The sequence below is a fragment of the Erwinia sp. CGal63 genome (genome assembly GCF_037026505.1).
Lineage (GTDB): Bacteria > Pseudomonadota > Gammaproteobacteria > Enterobacterales > Enterobacteriaceae > Erwinia.
In genome coordinates this window covers 22,741-41,805 of sequence record NZ_JAKUMN010000007.1, presented here as the reverse complement: position 1 = coordinate 41,805, position 19,065 = coordinate 22,741, and the positions used below count along the sequence as shown (strand labels likewise).

Annotated in this window: 20 protein-coding genes; 10 read left to right on the top strand and 10 right to left on the bottom strand. The window is 54.4% G+C overall.

Going from position 1 to position 19,065, the window contains the following annotated elements:
• Positions 1-9: 9 nt before the first annotated feature.
• Together MKZ79_RS18170 and MKZ79_RS18165 are read right to left on the bottom strand one after the other, a co-directional pair.
• Positions 10-1,026, bottom strand: coding sequence for a Gfo/Idh/MocA family protein (locus tag MKZ79_RS18170; protein WP_336144046.1), 1,017 nt, complete (start codon positions 1,024-1,026; stop codon positions 10-12).
• A gap of 16 nt (positions 1,027-1,042) precedes the next feature.
• Complete coding sequence (locus tag MKZ79_RS18165) at positions 1,043-2,449, bottom strand: sugar porter family MFS transporter (RefSeq protein ID WP_336144045.1); 1,407 nt, start codon at positions 2,447-2,449, stop codon at positions 1,043-1,045.
• 714 nt (positions 2,450-3,163) lie between these two features.
• Between MKZ79_RS18165 and MKZ79_RS18160 the strand changes: the two genes are divergently transcribed.
• The 4 genes from MKZ79_RS18160 to pmrB all read left to right on the top strand — a co-directional run bounded on the left by MKZ79_RS18160 (position 3,164) and on the right by pmrB (position 7,517).
• On the top strand, positions 3,164-4,057 hold the full coding sequence (locus MKZ79_RS18160; RefSeq protein WP_336144044.1) for an AraC family transcriptional regulator: 894 nt from the start codon (positions 3,164-3,166) through the stop codon (positions 4,055-4,057).
• Between the two features lie 87 nt (positions 4,058-4,144).
• Positions 4,145-5,785, top strand: a complete 1,641-nt coding sequence (gene eptA / locus MKZ79_RS18155; protein ID WP_336144043.1) for a phosphoethanolamine transferase EptA — start codon at positions 4,145-4,147, stop codon at positions 5,783-5,785.
• Entirely contained in the window at positions 5,782-6,450 is a 669-nt protein-coding gene (pmrA, locus tag MKZ79_RS18150; protein WP_336144042.1) for a two-component system response regulator PmrA, read from the top strand. The genes eptA and pmrA overlap by 4 nt, the downstream gene beginning before the upstream one ends.
• Entirely contained in the window at positions 6,447-7,517 is a 1,071-nt protein-coding gene (gene pmrB / locus MKZ79_RS18145) for a two-component system sensor histidine kinase PmrB (protein WP_336144041.1), read from the top strand. Before pmrA ends, pmrB begins: the two co-directional genes overlap by 4 nt.
• A gap of 196 nt (positions 7,518-7,713) precedes the next feature.
• On the opposite strand, the gene MKZ79_RS18140 is transcribed toward pmrB, so the two are convergent.
• Entirely contained in the window at positions 7,714-8,217 is a 504-nt protein-coding gene (locus MKZ79_RS18140) for a DUF1543 domain-containing protein (RefSeq protein WP_336144040.1), read from the bottom strand.
• Positions 8,218-8,826: 609 nt separating this feature from the next.
• Between MKZ79_RS18140 and MKZ79_RS18135 the strand changes: the two genes are divergently transcribed.
• Together MKZ79_RS18135 and speG are read left to right on the top strand one after the other, a co-directional pair.
• A complete protein-coding gene (locus MKZ79_RS18135; protein WP_336144039.1) occupies positions 8,827-9,687 on the top strand; it encodes a nucleoside-specific channel-forming protein Tsx in 861 nt (286 codons plus the stop codon).
• 107 nt (positions 9,688-9,794) lie between these two features.
• Entirely contained in the window at positions 9,795-10,352 is a 558-nt protein-coding gene (gene speG / locus MKZ79_RS18130; RefSeq protein WP_336144038.1) for a spermidine N1-acetyltransferase, read from the top strand.
• Positions 10,353-10,388: 36 nt separating this feature from the next.
• Here the strand turns inward: speG and MKZ79_RS18125 are convergent, their stop codons facing one another.
• From MKZ79_RS18125 to MKZ79_RS18110, 4 genes are all read right to left on the bottom strand, one after another.
• Positions 10,389-10,808 carry a hypothetical protein gene (locus MKZ79_RS18125; RefSeq protein ID WP_336144037.1) on the bottom strand — a complete coding sequence of 140 codons (420 nt, stop codon included), beginning with the start codon at positions 10,806-10,808 and terminating at the stop codon, positions 10,389-10,391.
• A 95-nt stretch (positions 10,809-10,903) separates the two neighbouring features.
• Positions 10,904-11,827 carry a homocysteine S-methyltransferase gene (mmuM, locus tag MKZ79_RS18120; RefSeq protein WP_336144208.1) on the bottom strand — a complete coding sequence of 308 codons (924 nt, stop codon included), beginning with the start codon at positions 11,825-11,827 and terminating at the stop codon, positions 10,904-10,906.
• Positions 11,817-13,232, bottom strand: coding sequence for an S-methylmethionine permease (gene mmuP / locus MKZ79_RS18115; protein WP_336144036.1), 1,416 nt, complete (start codon positions 13,230-13,232; stop codon positions 11,817-11,819). The genes mmuM and mmuP overlap by 11 nt, the downstream gene beginning before the upstream one ends.
• Before the next feature lie 126 nt (positions 13,233-13,358).
• Entirely contained in the window at positions 13,359-13,694 is a 336-nt protein-coding gene (locus MKZ79_RS18110; RefSeq protein ID WP_336144035.1) for a DUF2002 family protein, read from the bottom strand.
• 162 nt (positions 13,695-13,856) lie between these two features.
• On the opposite strand from MKZ79_RS18110, the gene MKZ79_RS18105 reads away from it, so the two are divergent.
• Complete coding sequence (locus MKZ79_RS18105) at positions 13,857-14,183, top strand: DUF883 family protein (protein ID WP_336144034.1); 327 nt, start codon at positions 13,857-13,859, stop codon at positions 14,181-14,183.
• Positions 14,184-14,282: 99 nt separating this feature from the next.
• On the opposite strand, the gene MKZ79_RS18100 is transcribed toward MKZ79_RS18105, so the two are convergent.
• The 3 genes from MKZ79_RS18100 to MKZ79_RS18090 form a co-directional block, all read right to left on the bottom strand.
• Complete coding sequence (locus tag MKZ79_RS18100) at positions 14,283-14,702, bottom strand: hypothetical protein (protein ID WP_336144033.1); 420 nt, start codon at positions 14,700-14,702, stop codon at positions 14,283-14,285.
• Between the two features lie 146 nt (positions 14,703-14,848).
• Positions 14,849-15,274 carry a hypothetical protein gene (locus tag MKZ79_RS18095; RefSeq protein WP_336144032.1) on the bottom strand — a complete coding sequence of 142 codons (426 nt, stop codon included), beginning with the start codon at positions 15,272-15,274 and terminating at the stop codon, positions 14,849-14,851.
• Positions 15,267-15,968 (bottom strand): hypothetical protein, encoded by a 702-nt coding sequence (locus MKZ79_RS18090; RefSeq protein ID WP_336144031.1) that lies wholly within the window; start codon positions 15,966-15,968, stop codon positions 15,267-15,269. The genes MKZ79_RS18095 and MKZ79_RS18090 overlap by 8 nt, the downstream gene beginning before the upstream one ends.
• A 307-nt stretch (positions 15,969-16,275) precedes the next feature.
• Here MKZ79_RS18090 and nrdH point away from each other — a divergent pair, with 307 nt between their 5' ends.
• From nrdH to nrdE, 3 genes are read left to right on the top strand one after another with little or no spacing between them, the layout of a single operon-like run.
• Positions 16,276-16,515: a glutaredoxin-like protein NrdH gene (gene nrdH / locus MKZ79_RS18085; RefSeq protein ID WP_336144030.1), complete on the top strand. Its 240-nt coding sequence runs from the start codon at positions 16,276-16,278 to the stop codon at positions 16,513-16,515.
• Between the two features lie 4 nt (positions 16,516-16,519).
• Positions 16,520-16,927 carry a class Ib ribonucleoside-diphosphate reductase assembly flavoprotein NrdI gene (gene nrdI / locus MKZ79_RS18080; RefSeq protein WP_336144029.1) on the top strand — a complete coding sequence of 136 codons (408 nt, stop codon included), beginning with the start codon at positions 16,520-16,522 and terminating at the stop codon, positions 16,925-16,927.
• Entirely contained in the window at positions 16,900-19,038 is a 2,139-nt protein-coding gene (gene nrdE, locus MKZ79_RS18075; RefSeq protein ID WP_336144028.1) for a class 1b ribonucleoside-diphosphate reductase subunit alpha, read from the top strand. Before nrdI ends, nrdE begins: the two co-directional genes overlap by 28 nt.
• Positions 19,039-19,065 lie beyond the last annotated feature (27 nt).

Below are 19,065 nucleotides of genomic sequence, written 5' to 3'. Positions count from 1 at the left end.
CAGCTCCTGTTACGGCTGGCGATAGAGCGCCGGGCAAGGCGGCACCGTTACCTCATGCTTTTGCCCATCCTTTAACGAGGCGAGGCCCGCATCGCACACCAGCGCGACGACATAGCCATCCCAGGAAGAGGGGCCGCTCATCGCTTTGCCGTTGCTGATATTGTCGATAAAGTTCTGTACCTCGCGATCGTAAGCGGTCGCAAAGCGCTCCATACAGGTTTTGGCGATATGCCGCCCAACACCGCTGGCGGAGCGCGTAACGTTCAGCGCCTGTTCGGTCAGGCTGGCGATGGCGTTTTCGCCAACAACCTCACAGCAGATGTCGTAGCCATAGTTGCAGTTCACAAACAGCTCGTCGTCGATGCGCACGCCCGATTCCGTTTCAAAAATCACGATTAGCGGATCCTGTAAATGCGGCAGCGCGCGACTGGTTTTCTTACGCGGCTTATCGACACGCACCGAGACAATATTTTCATCAAGCAGATAGCGGATAACATCGATTTCATGCGTCGCCGAATCGTTTATCGCCATCTCCAGCGTGTAGCTTTCCGGCACCGAGGGATTACGGTGCGCGCAGTGCAGCAGCAGGATCTCGCCCAGCTCGCCGGAATCGATGCCCTGCTTCAGCGCGATGTAGCCGGGATCGAAGCGGCGCATAAAGCCCAGCTGCAGCAGTCTTTTACCGTAGGCGGTTTCCGCTTCGATAATCTCTTTGGATTCCGCAGCGGTCGGCGTCAGCGGTTTTTCGCAGAACACCGGCTTGCCCGCTTTGATGGCCGCCAGAATCTGCTCTTTGTGCACGGGGCCAATCGAGCAGATAAAAATGGCGTCCACGCTATCGGAGTGAATCATTTCGATGGCGTCGTAAAACGCTTCGGCCTGGTACTGCCGCGCCAGCGTATCCGCCACGCCGCTGTTGATATCGCATACCGCCGTCACTCTGGCGTTCTTAATCACCGAACTGAAGCGCTGCAGATGGTCGCGGCCGATCATGCCCAAACCAATTAACCCGATATTTACTGGCATTGCCTTTACCTCACTGTTAGAAGCGGAATTTATTCTCAATCTGTTCCAGGGTCAGCCCGCGCGTTTCGGGCAAAAATTTCATCAGCAGGAGCAGCATGACGATATTGCTCGCCGCGAAGAAACCGAAGGTCATGCTGCCGCCGTAGTGGTTAAGCAGCAGCGGAAAGAGGGACTGAATGACAAAGTCGAAGATCCACAGGCCGAACACGGCGATGCCCATGCCCAGGCCGCGTATCCGCAGCGGGTAAATTTCCGACAACATCAGCCAGAATACCGGCGCGATCCAGCCCTGCATAAAAACCAGAAACAGCAGCATCAGACCGAGGATGATGTAACTCGCGCCCGCAAAATTGGCGTGCAGGCTCTCGACGCCGTTCAGGGTTTCGCTATGAAAGAAAAGCTTAAAAGAGAGGCCGATCAGCATCAGACTGAGCGTGACGCCCGCCTGCCCGGTAAAAAAGATTTTCCGACGCGAGTGTTTACCAATCAGCACCATGCCCAGCAGCGTCGCCAGAATGGAAACCACGCCGTTGGCCACCGCGCCCGTTACCGCCGCCGCATCGCCCAGTCCTGTGGATTTCAGCACCGTCGGCGCGTAGTACATAATGGTGTTAACTCCCGTCACGCGGGTCGCCAGCACGATCATCAAACCGATCAGGATGAGCTGGATAACCCAGGGCTTTTTCAGCTCGGCGAAGATATTCAGCTGGACCTTATCAAGCTGAATAACGCGCTGGATCTCTTTGATTTCGCGATCCACCTCTTCCGGCGAGCGAATCGTGCGCAGCACTTTCACTGCTTCCTCGGTTTCACCGCGCCGCATCAAAAAACGTGGCGATTCGGGCATCAACAGCATCCCAATCCACAGCAGCGCGCCGGGAATGGCCGGAATAGCCAGCATAATGCGCCAGCTATGCGACAGCTCAGGATAGAAGTTAACGATACCGGCATTGACCGTGTAGGCCAGAAACTGGCCGGTGACGATCATCAGTTCATTGACCGTTACCAGGCGTTCACGCCGCTCAGGCCGGGCCAGTTCAGAGATATAAACCGGCACGGTGACCGAAGCGCAGCCAACCGCCAGGCCAAGCACAAAGCGGGCCACTATCATCGAAGGCACATCCCAGGCGAAAGCGGTGCCCAGCGCGCCAAGGATAAATATCGCCGCCACCCACAGCAGGTTTTTACGCCTGCCCTGCTTGTCCGACAAATAACCGCCAAACAGCGATCCCAGCGCCGCGCCGAACAGCAGAAACGAGGTAATCAGCCCTTCCTGCGTCGGCGTTAAATTAAGATCGTATTTCATAAAAATCAGCGCGCCGGAAATAACGCCGGTGTCGTAACCAAAGCATAATCCGCCAATAGTAGAAACCAGCGTAATAAAGCGCATGCGGTCGGGCTTTTGCAGATGAATTCTCAACATAAGGTTTTCCGTCTGGTTTAAAGGGTTAGACCAAAACAGCACTTTGCATTTTCTTTAAGTCTTTTTGCCGTCGCTTTTCCGCGATTAATCGTTGCACCATCGGCAGCGAATAAGCGAAAGGGTATACCGGATTGAAAAAAATTAGCCATCAGGAATGATAATGAAATATTCACACCGTGCTGAAGATCAATATTCCGTAGGAAATTCCCACTGGCAGGTGACCGCAATCACAAACTGATTTTCCTGCGTTGACTTGGCAAGAATAGAGATATTTTTACAGCATCCTTTACTGTTATTCGCAGCCCTGGTAAGCGGCTAATAACCGCCTTAATCGGGTGAAACGGTAATAAGCTCCCGATGTTTTCCCTTTGCGCTGAGCAGCACGCCTGTTGTTATTTTGATGATATTTCCCCGTCAGCTTCTACAATTCGCAAAAACCTTAATTGGCAAAGGGATATTTGTTGCCTGACGCGGTACTTAAATGCCGAACTGTTTATTTCACCGCAGGCCAATAACGTCAGTAACTAAAGCGTGATGACGATCATATTTTTAAGCCATAGCCGGACAGGCAAAGCAAAAATAGCGAGATGTCTGCGGCACAAAAGCAGGCAGAGTGTTATTAATCAATGGGTTAATTTGTACTGAAAAAACAATTTTGATGACTACTTCCCGCCAACGGGATGCAAGAATAGCGAAGAACCTACCGGAGGGCCGATGCTGACATTTTGCCTCAACGAAAATCCCGCCACAGGCGGTTTTGAAAACGGCACCCGCCCACGGCTGCTGTTTGTGTGTAAAGCCGACGGCATCGGTGCCGCCACGCCGCGCGTGATGCACTGTCACGAAGAGCGTTTCGAGCTGATGTTTGTTATGCAGGGCAGCGGCAGCTGGCATATCGATGGCCGTCAGTACCAGGCGAAACGGGGCGATCTGCTGCTGTTTAACGCGGGCGTGCTGCATGATGAATGTCCGCACGCTTCGGAAGACCTTATGCTTTTTAGCTGCGGCGTGGATGGCATGAAAATTAGCGGGCTGCCGCTGAATCATTTAACGCCGCGCGGCCAGACGGCTGTGATGGCGAGCGGCAGTTATTACGCGGAGATTGGCCAGCTTTTTTCGCAAATCTGGCAGCACATTAACAGCAAAACGCTTTTCGCCAGCGAAATCAGCCACGTTTTATTGCAGGCTTTGCTACTGATTTGCCGCACGCTCTGGACGGAAAAAAGCGAAACAGATAAAAGCAGCATACATGCCGTAGGCCAGCGTATTAAACAATTTATTGATGAGCGTTATACCGAAAGCCTTGATTTCCGATCTATTACCGCAGAGCTGAATATGAATCGCTTTTATCTGGCGCATAAATTTAAGGCTTATTCCGGTTATTCGCCTAAACAGTATCAAACCCGGCGTCGGATTGGCGAAGCGCAGTCTTTATTGCTCAGTACCGATATGGGCGTAACGGAAGTGGCTAACGCCGTGGGCTATGACAACGTTAATAATTTTCACCGTATCTTTCATAACCTGGTCGGCATTCCGCCCGCTCGCTATAAAAGATTCTGGCTAACCGGCGAACTTAAAACCTCGCAGACTGAGCCAAAGCGTGCCTGAATGGCGCCCTTTTCTTAAGTTCTTAAGGTTTTCCTAACCTTCGACTGGCACTCTGAAGCCCTCTTTTTTCTGCTTCGGATTGCAGGTATGTCGTTGATGAAGCTTAAAAGTGTGTCGCTGAGCCGGCACCTTTTTCTGATCCTCTTCTCGCTTTATATAGCTTTGTTTCTTAATCTTGCCTTTTATCGCCAGGTGCTGGCCGGCATGCCGCTGGATAATCTGCATAGCGTACTGGTGTTTCTCTCTATGCCGGTGGTCGCTTTCAGCGCGATCAATATCGTCCTGACGCTGGCCTCGTTTTTCTGGCTGGACAGGCTGCTGATCGCGCTGTTCGTGCTGGTTTCCGCCGCCGTGCAGTACTTTATCTGGAACTACAATATCGTTCTCGACCGCTCGATGATTGTGAACATGCTGGATACCACCGCGTCGGAATCTTTTGCCCTGATGACGCCGCAGTTGATTATCAACCTGCTGGTGTTTGGCGTTTTCGCTGCTGCTCTGGCGTTCTGGCTGCGGTTCAAAAAGCCGTCGAGCCTGCTGAGCAGCGTGGCGCCGCGTGCTATTAGCCTGGCTGGCTCCGCTTTGCTGATCCTGCTGGTGGCGCTGCTCTTCTATAAAGATTACGCCTCGCTGTTTCGCAATAATAAAGAGCTGGTGAAGTCGCTGAGTCCGTCCAACAGCATCGCCGCCACGCTTTCCTGGTATAAGCACAACCAGATGGCCAATCTGCCGCTGGTGAAAATGGGCGAAGACGCGCATCAAAGTCCGCAAATGCTAAACGGCGCGAAAAAAAGCCTGACAATTATCGTGCTGGGTGAAACCTCGCGCGCGGCGGACTTCTCGCTTTCCGGCTATCCGCGCCAGACCAATCCGCTGCTGGCGAAAGACGACGTCGTCTATTTCCCGCACACGGCTTCCTGCGGCACCGCCACGGCAATTTCGGTGCCCTGCATGTTCTCGGGGATGCCACGCGCGCATTATGACGACGTGCTCGCCAGCCACCGTGAAGGGCTGTTGGATATCGTGCAGCGCGCCGGCCTCAGCGTGTTGTGGAACGAAAACGACGGCGGCTGTAAAGGCGCCTGCGACCGGGTGCCGCATCAGGATATGACGCAGCTTAATCTGCCGGGAGAGTGCATCAATGGCGAATGCTATGACGAAGTGCTGTTTCACGGGCTGGATGACTATATCAATCAGCTGAAAGGCAACGGCATTATCGTGCTGCACACTATCGGCAGCCACGGCCCGACCTACTACAATCGCTATCCGGCGCGCTTCCGACAGTTTACGCCGACCTGCGACACCAATCAGATTCAGGATTGCTCCAGAGAGCAGTTGGTTAACACCTATGACAATACGCTGCTCTATGTCGATTACATCGTGGATAAAGCGATTACTGTATTAAAATCACATCAGGATCGTTTTACCACCAGCCTGGTTTACCTTTCCGATCACGGCGAATCGCTGGGGGAAAACGGCGTCTATCTGCACGGTATGCCTTACGCGATAGCGCCCGAAGCGCAGAAGCATGTGCCGATGGTGATTTGGCTGTCGCCTGATTATCAGCAGCGCCACGCGGTGGATATGGGCTGCATGAGCAAGCTGACGGAAAATCAGTGGTCGCAGGATAATCTTTTTTCAACGGTACTGGGACTAACCGGCACGCAGACGCATAGCTATGTGCCTGGCGACGATATCCTGACCGCTTGTCGGAGTAAAAACAGGTGAAAATTCTGGTAGTGGAAGATGACGCCCTGCTGCTGCAGGGCCTGGTGATGGCGCTGGAAGGCGAAGGCTACGTCTGCGACGGCGTCGCCACCAGCCGTGACGCGGAAGCCGCTCTGGCGAGCGGTCTTTATAGCCTGCTGATCCTCGATCTGGGCCTGCCGGACGAGGATGGTCTGCGCCTTTTGCTGCGCCTGCGCCGCCAGAAGAAAATGTATCCGGTGCTGATCCTTACCGCGCGCGATACCGTAGGTGACAAAATCACCGGGCTGGATGCGGGCGCGGACGACTATCTGATCAAGCCCTTCGCGCTGGACGAACTGCTGGCGCGCATCCGGGCGCTGATCCGCCGCGACGTCAATCAGGGCGACAGCCGACTCACTTTCGGCCAGCTGTCGCTGGATATGACTCATCGCCAGATCCACCTGGCCGACCGGCTGCTGGAGCTGACGCCGAAGGAGTACGCTATCCTGTCGCGGCTGATGCTCAAGGCCGGGCAGCCGGTGCATCGCGAGATCCTCTATAACGATATCTACAATTGGGAAACGGAACCGTCCACCAATACGCTTGAGGTGCATATTCACAACCTGCGCGACAAAATCGGCAGAGCGGCGATCCGTACCGTGCGCGGTTTTGGTTACGCCCTGATTAAATCCGAGGCTGAATGATCCCTTCTTTTTTCCGGCAGCAGAACAACACGCTGCGCTTTCGCCTGCTGGTGGCGGTAGGCCTGATCCTGCTGCTTTGTCAGATTATCAGCGTGGCGTGGCTATGGCATGAGAGCAAAGAGCAGATCCAGCTGTTAGTGGAAGCGGAGCTGCAAAACCGCGATCTGCATAAGCCTGTGGAAAAGGAGATTCATGAAGCGGTCGCCAGCCTGGCCGTGCCGAGCCTGATTATGATTACGCTCGCCCTGCTGCTCTGTTTTCAGCTGGTTAAGTGGATTACGCGACCGCTCTCTGAACTGCAGCAGCAGCTGGAAAACCGCAGCGAAGACAATCTGGATCCCATCAACATCGCCAGTTCGGTGCGGGAAGTAGATGCGGTTACGCTGGCGGTGAACCAGCTGGTGGCGCGTCTCACCACGGGTCTGGAGCGCGAGCGGCTGTTTACCGCCGACGTCGCGCATGAGCTGCGCACGCCGCTGGCCGGGCTGCGGTTGCATCTGGAGCTGCTGGAGAAAAAGCACGAGATTAACGTTCGTCCGCTTATCCAGCGTCTGGATCAGATGACCAACAGCGTGGCGCAGCTGCTGCAGCTCGCCCGCGTCGGGCAGTCTTTTACCGCGGGCAACTACCAGCAGGTTTCGCTGGTCAAGGATGTGGTGGCGCCGATGCAGTCGGAGATGCAGTCTATGCTGCAGCAGCGCGAGCAAACGCTTGAGCTTGCCATAACGGACGAGGCGACCGTGCGTGGAGACGCGACGCTGCTGCAGGTGCTGTTGCGGAATCTGTTGGAGAACGCGCATCGCTACAGCCCTGTCGGAACGGTGATTACCGTTCGCGTCGAAACCGCTGCCGGCCTGGTGCTGGCTGTAGAAGATCAGGGGCCGGGCATTGATGAGAGCAAAAGCGGCGAGCTGAGCCGCGCCTTTGTGCGTATGGACAGCCGCTACGGCGGCATCGGGCTGGGGCTAAGCATCGTCAGCCGCATCGCGCAGCTACACAAGGCGCAGTTCTTTCTGGAGAACCGACGGCGCGCTTCAGGCTGTCGGGCTTCGGTAAAATTTACTTAGCAACAGTTTCAGGCGGTGAACCAGATCCGCAGAAAAGTCAGGACGACAACGACGCTGAAAATCACGGCGGTATATTCACTCATCGGGCGGACGCGCTGCTGTTTCATGGGGCTCTCCTCAGGTTGATAAAGAGAGTTTCCAGGATAAATATTAAGGCAACATTAAGCCTCGCCCAAAAGCCGACATCATTTTCGGGTCAGGCGCCAATGGGTTGATAGCCCTGCCATTCCGGCCGAAAAGGTTCGCCTGCGGCCGATGGCGTCAGATGAATATAGAGATCGCCGATCTTATCCAGCAGCAGACAGTCATCCACATCCGCCAGGTTGTCTTTATGCTGGTGCAGCGCGCCTTTCAGCAGCGAAGCCAGCCCTTTGGCTTTGGCTTCTTTAACGCTTTTCGCCACAAAGAGATCGAAGGCATGCAGCTCGGCCAGCGAAGAAGGATGATAGGCGCCGGCGTTGACGAAAAAGAGCCTGTTTTTATCCTGCGGCGGCGTAGCGGAAAGCGTAACGGCGTAACCATCCGCCCAGGTAATCCGCGCATAGCCGTCGATATGGATCTTATCCGCATCACCAAACCATGCCTCGCGCAGCGCTGGCCACGCCTCTTCCGGCTTATTGGCCGCGACAAACTGTATATCGTGCACTTCGATATTAGACTTTCCGGCATTGCCGCCGACGTAAAACATAAATAGCTGCATTGTGGCTCCCCTGTGACAACAAAACCGCGATCGTACTGGTTTCCATCCGATATATAAATATTTACATATCGGTAATGGTTTACGTGTTCGCTGGCTCGTACCAACCGATAAAATGTGAGGCCTTTCGCAACGATTCGCCGCCACAGAAGTGAGAACCGCAGCGATCGGTTCTGCCTGCGCTGGCTATTAAATAGTGACTATAAACTGCGCTAATTACTCGCTTTTATATAAGTAAATCTTATTGCTACGCGATACGCCTGCAGCGGTTAATCCTGTCATCACCTTTCCAGTTGCGCTTTAATTTTTTCCCTTTTAACAAGCAAACGTTTACCTGGCGTTAAAATGGACTTTTCCCGGCAGACAAGCAAGCATGTGTTTAAGTTCCCGCCATATAGTGATCTGCATCACACTTTAATTAAAGTGAAATGAAACAGAGTTTGACAACTGTGAGCAATCTCTATTTCCTTAAGCGCGGATGACGGCACACTTCTCCGGCATTCGAGATGGGTGTTTTCGGTATTGAAACCGCCTTCCTGTTCCGTTCCGGATAATGACGATAAGACCATCGCGCGGGCTGCAGAAAATGGTCGATAAGCATGTGGTAATATAATGAAATATAAATCTCTGATGGCTGGCGCGCTGATGGCGCTCTCTTATGGCGCAGTGGCGGCTCCTGAGCAGCCGCAGTACGTTTCCGACTGGTGGCACCAGAGCGTTAACGTAGTAGGCAGCACCCATACTCGCTTCGGGCCGCAGTTTAATAACGACGTCTACCTGGAATATGAAGCCTTCGCGAAAAAAGACTGGTTCGATTTTTACGGCTATCTGGATCTGACCAACTTTTTCGGCGTCGGCAACTCTAACGCCAACGGCATTTTCGACCACGGCTCGCCGATGTTTATGGAGATTGAACCGCGCTTCTCCATCGATAAGCTGACCAATACCGACCTCAGCTTCGGCCCGTTCAAAGAGTGGTATTTCGCCAACAACTATATCTACGATATGGGCCGCAACAGCGACAATCGCCAGAATACCTGGTATATGGGTCTGGGCACCGATATCGACACCCATTCGCCGGTCAACCTGTCGCTAAACGTTTACGCCAAATATCAGTGGGAAAACTACGGTGCGGCTAACGAAAACAGCTGGGACGGCTATCGCTTCAAGGTGAAATATTTCGTGCCGATCTCTTCGCTGTGGGGCGGCAAGCTGAGCTATATCGGCTTCACCAACTTCGACTGGGGCTCCGATCTGCGCGACAAGAGCGACGCTTCCCGCACCAGCAACTCTATCGCTTCCAGCCACGTGCTGTCGCTGGTTTACGATCACTGGCACTACTCCTTCGTGGCGCGTTATTTCCATAACGGCGGCCAGTGGGCTGACGGCCAGGAGCTGAACTTCGGCAACGGCAATTTCGAAGTGAAATCCACCGGCTGGGGCTACTACGCAGTAGTCGGCTACAACTTCTGATCCGCCGCGCGTCGCCGGCTACGCTGGCGGCGCCGTTTTCCTGCCTTTTTCCCGCCGCAAAACCTATACTGTTTCTGGCAATATCGCCCTGATTAACAGGATAATTTATGTCTGCCGAACAGACGGTAAAACTGCGTCCGCTGGAGCGCGAAGATCTGCACTTTGTGCATCAGCTGGATAACAACGCCAGCGTGATGCGCTACTGGTTTGAAGAGCCTTACGAGGCTTTTGTCGAGCTCTCCGATCTCTATGACAAGCATATCCATGACCAGAGCGAGCGGCGTTTTGTGGTGGAGTATGATGGCGAGAAAGCGGGACTGGTGGAGCTGGTCGAGATCAACCATATTCATCGCCGCGCGGAGTTTCAGATTATTATCGCGCCCGGTCATCAGGGCAAAGGTTTAGCCAGCAAGGCGGCGCTGCTGGCGATGGAGTACGGCTTCTCCGTGCTGAATCTTTATAAGCTCTATCTCATCGTCGATAAAGAGAATAAAAAAGCGATCCATATCTACAGCAAGCTGGGCTTTGAGATTGAAGGCGAGCTGATCCACGAATTTTTTATCAACGGCGAATACCGCAACACGATTCGCATGTGCATTTTCCAGCATCAGTATCTGGAAAAGCACAGGCCGCCGCACTCAATGGTGAAGCCGACGGCTCAGTAGATAACAGGCGGCCCGCGCGGGCCGCTGCGTTCTCTGTCAGCTGCGCGCGCCGACAGGATTCATAATGATCCGCGCCGGCGGCTCGTCAATGTGATACATACCGCCGTTGAACGGGTCGACCAGCAGCCAGCCGGGGAAGCCGCCGAGCGGAATATTGCCCAGCAGATACCAGAGGTTGGCCTTTTCGTTCAGCGGAATGGTCTGCGGCACAAAGCCGGGCTGTTCCAGCATCAACAGAAATTTTTTCTTGCCGAAATAGCTGCCGTCGGATTTGGCCAGCGTCACGGTTTTCGGCGTGTAGCCCTCCGCCACTGCCCTGCCCGTTTCATCCTGCACCACGAATTTCGCGCCCTGCGGCCAGCTCTGGATAGAGATATCCTGGGTTTTGTCGCCCACGATGGTCGCGCATCCGCTGAGCAGCCACGCCGAGGCCAGCGCCAGTAAAATGAGTCTCATAAACTTTCCCGACAGGTTAAAAAATAAGAATAGTTCAGGCGGCTTCGATAAGTTGCGCCCGACAGCGCGGGCGGAGTTATAAAGCTCTGAAGAGGTTATCGGCAGCGTTGTGCGATAGCTTTAATGTCGGCGGGCGTGGTGCGGCAGCAGCCGCCAATCAGTTTCGCGCCAGCGGCCTGCCATTCGGCAAGGTTGTCCGCCAGCGTGCAGGTTGCGGCGTCGCTGTGCCAGCTTTTGCTGGCGGCGTCATACTGCTCGCCGGAATTGGGATAGACCACCAGCGGCTTCGCGCTCAGGGCGGAAAACACCTGCAGCGCGGCCGTCACCTTATCCAGCGCGATGCAGTTGATGCCCAGCGCCACTACCTGCGGCTTGTCTTCCAGAAAAGCGAGCAGATCGGCCAGCGGCGTGCCGTCGCTCAGATGATGGCTGTCGCGCAGCGTAAAGGAGAACCAGGCTGGCGTCGCCGGGAACTCCTCCAGCAAAGCCACCAGCGCTTTGACTTCCGCAAAGGAAGGCAGCGTTTCGCAGGCCAGCATATCCGCGCCAGCGGCCACCAGCGCCCGCACGCGCGGCCGGTGAAAAGCCATCATCTCCGCCTGCGGCAGCGCGTAGTCGCCGCGATACTCGGAACCGTCCGCCAGGAACGCGCCGTAAGGGCCGACGGAGCCGGCAACCAGCAGCGGCGCGGCCTGGGGCGCTTCCGCCAGATAGTCGGCTCTGGCCTGCGCCGCCAGCGCCACGCTGCGGGCAATCAGCGCCAGCGAAGCCGTTTCATCCAGCCCGCGTTTGGCGAAACCCTGCGGCGTCGCCTGATAGCTGGCGGTAATCGCCACCTGCGCGCCCGCTTTAAAGTAGTCGTAATGCACCTGGCGGATGAGTTCCGGGTTCTCAAACAGCACTTTCGCTGACCAGAGCGCATCGGTTAAATCGCAGCCGCGCGCCTCCAGTTCGGTAGCCATTGCGCCATCCAGTACCAGACCGGCGGCAACCTGCTGTTGGACTTCATTAATCGACAGCACGCTGAGTCTCCTTTGTCTGCTCGCGTTTCTGCAGCAGCTGAGTGAAATAGTAAGCGCCGTAACAGACGGCGATAAAAGGCAGCCCGCAATAGAGCGCGATGCGCTGCTCGGGATCGAAGGCCAGACCGACACAGGCCAGCAGGCAGAGCACAAAGCCCAGAATCGGCGTCAGCGGATACCACGGCGCGCGATACTTAAGCTCCGCGAGCGGCTTGCCCGCGCGCAGATGCGCACGACGAAAGAAGAAGTGCGAGGCGCAGATGCTCAGCCAGACCGCCACCACGGCAAAGCCGGAGATAGCAGAAAGCGCGACGAAAACCGTATCGGGCGCGATAACGCTGGAAAAGAGCGCCAGCAGCCCGCCCAGCATACTGACGACAATCGCGGTCAGCGGAATGCCGCGCCGGGTCAGCCTGGCGAAGCAGCGCGGCAGCGTATTCTGATTAGAGAGCGACCAGAGCATACGGCCGGAAGCGTAAAGCCCGGAGTTAGCCGCAGAAAGGATCGCGGTCAGAATAACAAAGTTGAAAATATCGGCGGCGTAGGGAATGCCGATCTTCTCAAACACCAGCACAAACGGGCTTTTGACAATGCCAGCCTGATCCATCGGGATCAGCGCGGCCAGAATCAGCACGGTGCCGACGAAAAAGATAATCAGTCGCGCGACCGTGGTGCGAATCGCCAGCGGCAGCACTTTGTGGGGCTGTTCGGTTTCGCCCGCGGCGATGCCGATCAGTTCAGTACCGGAAAAGGCGAAGTTCACCGCCACCATCGTCATCAGAATCGGCAACACGCCGTGCGGCAGCCAGCCGTGCGCGGTGAGATTATGAAAAAATGGCGCGCTGCTGCCATCTTTCAGGGGAATAAAACCGAACATCGCGCCTGCACCCAGCACGATAAACGCCAGAATGGTGACCACTTTGATCAGGGAAAACCAGAACTCCCCTTCGGCGAAGAAGCGGGAAGAGATGACGTTGAGCAGAAAGATTAGCGCGCAAAACAGCAGGCACCAGATCCACACCGGCGATTGGGGAAACCAGTACTGCATACAGAATCCGGCGGCGGTCAGGCTGGAGCCAAGCGCCACGGTCCAGGTTAGCCAGTAGAGCCACGCCACGGTATAACCGGTGGCCGGACTAAGATAGCGCGCGGCGTAAACGTGGAAAGCGCCGGTTTCGGGCATCGCCACGGAAAGCTCGCCCAGGCTGAGCATCACCAGATAGACCACCAGCGCGCCGATCAGATAGGCCAGTAGCGTGCCCGCCGCGCCGGTTGTGGAGATAATATAGCCAGTGTTAAAAAACAGACCGGTGCCGATTACGCCGCCGAGGGAAAGCATCACCAGATGGCGCGCTTTCATGCTGCGTTTAAATTGTTGCGTGTTGTCCTGAGCTTGCTGCATACCGTTATCCGTATAGACGTCTAAACTTCTACATAGGCCAGGTGTTATACCTGGTCTGTAACGGTAATGCAACGTCAGGAAACGTAAAGCTGCGCTTTTACGCAACCTTATGCCGCAGCAAAGGAGTTAGTCGAAGACGGATTCCAGATAGCGTTCCAGCGCGGCGCGCGAGCTGAAGCCGTGCGGAATGCCGTAGTGATCCTGACCGTCGCCGACCAGGTAAACCGGAAACTGCACGTAGTGTTCGCAGGTTTTGATTTCGTTAGCGGGCTCCGCAAAACTGTGGCTTTTTTCCTTCAGCGTGGGATGGATCACCAGCGCGGTACGGCCTAAACGTGCTTCGCGGTTAACATACACATAGCTTTCGCCACGGCGATATCCGTAGGTTTTTGGTGTCACCGCGTCCATTTCAAATCCCGCTTTTTCCAGTACGCGAGCGACCTCATCAGGGCGTAGATACATGCTTTATCCTCTAATACTTGCCAACCCCGACACCTTACCCTGGCGCCAGGGCTAAGGGCTTTCGGAATTGTCCAGAAACAGGGCGCGTACCGCGCCGGTACACGAAATATCTCTCTGATAGTCTATAGTAAATAGTCCGTATCATTTCCAGGAGAGAACTACATGTTTAACCGGACAACAAAAACTGAAGATGTTGATATCAACCAGGACGTCACTCTGCTGGCCGATACCCTTGACGGCCTGCTGAAATCTTACGGCAGCAAATCCAAAGAAGAAGTCGATGAGGCCCGCAATAAAGCGCAGGCTCTGCTGAAAGAAACCCGCGCTAAATTAAATGGCGGCGGCAATCGCGTAACTCAGGTTGCTAAAGACGCGGGCGAGCATGTGGATACTTTTGTTCGCGACAATCCGTGGCACGGCGTCGGCATCGGCGCGGCCATCGGGGTTTTCTTGGGCGCGCTAATCGCCACCAGCGCTTCCCGCGATTGACTACGCAGTAACGATCCCCGCGCTGCGGGGATTGGCTACCCGCTTAAATCTGCTGTTAACGAACGGTAAGACAGGCGCTACGGATAACGGCAGCAAGGTTCACTCCAAATAATAAACAACCTGCACCACTACGCCCTTTTCGCTTTTTAATTTCGCCATATAAATAGTCTCTTTGGGATCTGCGGCACGCCAGCATTCGCTCTCAGGTTCGCATTTACTCTGTCTCGTGTAGCCCATCGAAGCCAGCCAGGCGTTAATGACGCCGGTATTTTCAGTTTCATAGAATTTCAGGGCATAGATATGCGTTGCTGGCCCGGCAGTATTGACGTAATCGAAATCGTAGCGAGAAGAAATTCGCGGCATTTTTTTCAGAATATCAGGCGTATAAAATTGATATTCCTGCACATCCTGTTCGGTGTAGTGCGCGCTTTCAGCTACATTCATTTTTATATAAGGCCAGGCATAGACCAGCGCGGCAGCGGTCACTACTACGGCAAGCGCCTTCAGGGAATTACGCATGGGGTAAAGCTCCGCCCTTTGCTTTATCGATATATGTGCCGTCAGCGCTGGCGATGCTGACTATTCCGGACTGGAAATCACGCCAGGGCCTGACCGTTTGCATAAAACAGGACAGGCTATCTTTTTTACACAGTTCCGCCATTAAATTATGTAAAATCGTAGACGACCTGAACCGCTATTCCTGTTTCGCTCTTTAAGCTTCTGACCATTATGGTTTCCGCGCGATCGGTGCCGCGCCAGCATACGTTGTCGATATTACAGGCAGCCTGACGTTTATATCCCACGGAAGACAAAAACTCATCAATCTTGCTGGTATCTTCAGTATCGTAAAATTTAATGACGTAGACATGTCTTGAAGGGCCGGTAACGTTAGCGAATTCAAAGGCATAACGCGAAGATATGCGCGGCATTTTCTTCAGGATTTCAGGCGTATAGAAGTTGTATTCACGCTTATCCCGTTCGGTATAGTGAGCGCTTCCGGCAAACTCCATTTTTATATAGGGTAAGGCATACATAAATCCAACGACGATAAAGCCAATAAGCGCCATCGTTACTTTGATTGATTTAGGCATAAGGCAAAGCTCCGCCCTTTGCTTTATCGATATATGCGCCGTCAGCGCTGACGATGCCGACTATTCCGGACTGGAAATCATGCCAGGGCCTGACCGTTTGCATAAAATAGGGCAGACGGCCTTTACGCGGTCGGGCATTGCGGAATTTTTCGGGGTCAGGAAAAAGAAGCGGTAAAAAAGAGTCATTTTTGAAAGAGCCAATCGGGCCATAATAGTCCCAGCGCTTTAACGCTTCCGCTTTGCTGACGGGCCGCAAAGCCGGAAAAAGATTCTGACTGCTTATCACGCGATAAAACCCCAGCAGATCGGAAACTAAATCTTCTCCGCTGAATCCGCTGTCTGTTACAAGATGACAGGGAAATGACGCCTGCATCGCCTCAAAATTCCGCGCCAGCGCCATCATCATCGCCAGCGCAATACTTTGCCGTTCAGGCCAGGAACGCCCTTTTTTAATACGCCAGGTTGTGAATTTACCCATTTTGAGAGTATAGGTCGGATCGGTCATAGCCTGCGCGTAAGAGACGTCATAATATTGCTTACCAGAACATTCTCCCGCGTTGATTTTTCTGAATAAATTTTCTATGTCCGCCCCTGAGGCATGTCCCAAGTCAACCCATCCGAGCACCTCGGTATATATTAATCCATAAGGGCTTCCATACTCACGACCATCCAGAATATCACTTCGCTTACTCATCTCTGCTCCTCCTTAAGCCTGGCGAAATAATAACCAATCGGGTTGCTTATCGCTATGCTCTGCAGCGCTTTTCAGAATCTGGAAGAAAAATTTTTCAGGCAATCCCGGGTGTGCCGGGGCGTCAGGCACCCAGAGGCGAATAATCCTGGAGAATGCAGGGTTGCAATAGAAAGACACCACATCTAGTATTTAATAATAACGAAATACGCAACATATAGGTTTAGCGGTTACCCTGGCGGCACCTTTTAGCCAATGATTTTAGGCAATAAATGTGCCAGAGATCCGATTAGAGACGGAAATACGAATCATGCGCATTATTATTTACACTAAAGACAACTGTGTCCAGTGCAACGCCACGAAAAATGCGATGGATAAGCAGGGTATCGACTACCAGCTGATCAACCTTGACCAGCAACCGGACGAACTGGAGAGGCTGAAAGCACTGGGCTACCGTCAGGTTCCCGTGGTGATGGCGGAAGAAGAGCACTGGAGCGGTTTCCGTCCCGATAAAATATCCGCTCTGGGCCGCAGCGCTGTGCAGGGCTAATCCGGTGTCGATACTGGTTTATTTTTCCAGCCAGTCGGAAAACACGCATCGCTTTGTCGTGCGTAGCGGCCTGCCCTCTTTGCGTATTCCGATCGACGGCGAGCCGCTGCGCGTCAGCGAACCCTATATCCTGGTCGTACCCAGCTATGGCGGCGGCACGGCCAAAGGCGCGGTGCCGAAGCCGGTGATCCAGTTTCTGAATGATGTTGATAATCGTCAACTGATTCGCGGCGTTATCGCCTCAGGCAATCGTAATTTTGGCGAAGCTTACTGCCTGGCGGGCAGCATTATCGCGCAGAAATGTCGGGTGCCCTGCCTTTACCGCTTTGAACTGCTGGGCACCGAAGAGGACATCGCCAACGTAACTCAGGGAGTAACCCAATTTTGGCAACAACAGAAACTACACGCATAGCGTCGGTCGACTACCATTCCCTGAACGCGATGCTCAATCTCTATGACGCCGATGGCAATATTCAGTTTGAGAAAGATCGCGAGGCGACCCGACACTATTTTCTGCAGCATGTGCTGCCGAATACTGTTGCCTTCTCTTCAGTTAGTGAGCGCTTACAATACTTGGTGGCGGAAGGCTATTATGAAGCGGAGGTGCTGAACGCCTGGCCCTTCGAGTTTATTGAGTCGCTATTCGATCGGGCTTATCAGCACCGCTTTCGCTTTCAGACTTTCCTGGGCGCGTGGAAGTTTTACACCAGCTATACGCTGAAGACCTTTGACGGCAAGCGCTATCTGGAAGGCTTCACCGAGCGCGTTTGCATGGTGGCGCTGACGCTGGCGCAGGGCGATCGGTCGCTGGCGATGGCGCTGATGGAAGAGATGCTCTCCGGCCGCTTCCAGCCCGCGACGCCAACTTTCCTGAACTGCGGCAAGCAGCAGCGCGGCGAGCTGGTTTCCTGCTTCCTGCTGCGTATCGAAGACAATATGGAGTCGATCGGCCGCTCGGTGAACTCCGCGCTACAGCTTTCCAAACGCGGCGGCGGCGTGGCGTTTCTGCTCTCTAACCTGCGTGAAGCGGGCGCGCCGATCAAGCGCATTGAAAACCAGTCTTCCGGCGTGATCCCGGTGATGAAAATGCTGGAGGACGCCTTCTCCTACGCTAACCAGCTGGGTGCGCGCCAGGGCGCGGGCGCGGTCTATCTGCATGCGCATCATCCCGATATCTTGCGTTTTCTGGATACCAAGCGAGAGAACGCCGACGAGAAAATCCGCATCAAAACGCTGTCGCTGGGTGTGGTGATCCCGGACGTGACTTTCCAGCTGGCGAAAACCAATCAGCCGATGGCGCTTTTCTCGCCCTACGATGTGGAACGCATTTACGGTCTGCCGTTTGCCGATATCAGCATCAGCGAAAAATATGAGGAGATGCTGGCCGACGAGCGCATTCGCCGCACCTTTATTAACCCGCGCGAGTTTTTCCAGACGCTGGCGGAGATCCAGTTTGAGTCCGGCTATCCCTACATTATGTTCGAGGACACGGTGAATCGCGCCAACCCGATTAAGGGACGGATCAATATGAGCAATCTTTGCTCCGAGATCCTGCAGGTCAATACGCCGACCGATTATCACGACGATTTAAGCTATCGTCATATCGGCAAAGATATCTCCTGCAACCTGGGGTCGCTGAATATCGCGCATACCATGGATTCGCCCGATTTTGGCCGCACGGTGGAAATCGCGGTGCGGGGCCTGACGGCGGTGTCCGATCAAAGCCATATTCGTTCCGTGCCGTCGATTGAAAACGGCAACGCGCAGTCGCACGCTATCGGCCTGGGGCAGATGAACCTGCACGGCTATCTGGCGCGTGAAGGCATCCAGTATGGCTCGCCGGCAGCGCTGGACTTCACTAATCTCTATTTTTACGCCATCACTTATCACGCGCTGCGCACCTCTAACCTGATTGCGCAGGAGCGCGGCGAAACTTTTGTCGGTTTTAAAGATTCCCGCTACGCCAGCGGCGCCTATTTTGATCGGTACGTAAATCAGCTCTGGCAGCCGCGCACGCCGGAAGCCGCCGCGCTGTTCGCCAAAGCGGGCATCGTGCTGCCTTCGCAGCAAGAGTGGCGGCAGCTGCGCGACGCGGTAATTAAACACGGCATTTATAATCAAAATTTACAGGCGATCCCGCCGACCGGCTCCATCTCCTATATCAATCATGCTACCTCAAGCATTCATCCCGTAGTTTCCCGCATTGAGATCCGCAAAGAGGGCAAAACGGGACGCGTTTATTATCCGGCGCCTTTCCTGACCAACGATAACCAGGCTTTCTATCGCGACGCTTACGACATTGGGCCGGAGGCCATTATCGATACCTACGCCGAAGCCACGCGCCATGTCGATCAGGGCCTGTCGCTGACGCTCTTTTTCCGCGATGCCGCCACCACGCGCGATATCAACAAGGCGCAAATATACGCCTGGAAAAAGGGTATCAAAACGCTCTATTACATTCGCCTGCGCCAGATGGCGCTTTCCGGCACCGAAGTCGAAGGCTGCGTCTCCTGCTCACTCTGACCTGACAAGATGAGGCGAAGGTATTCG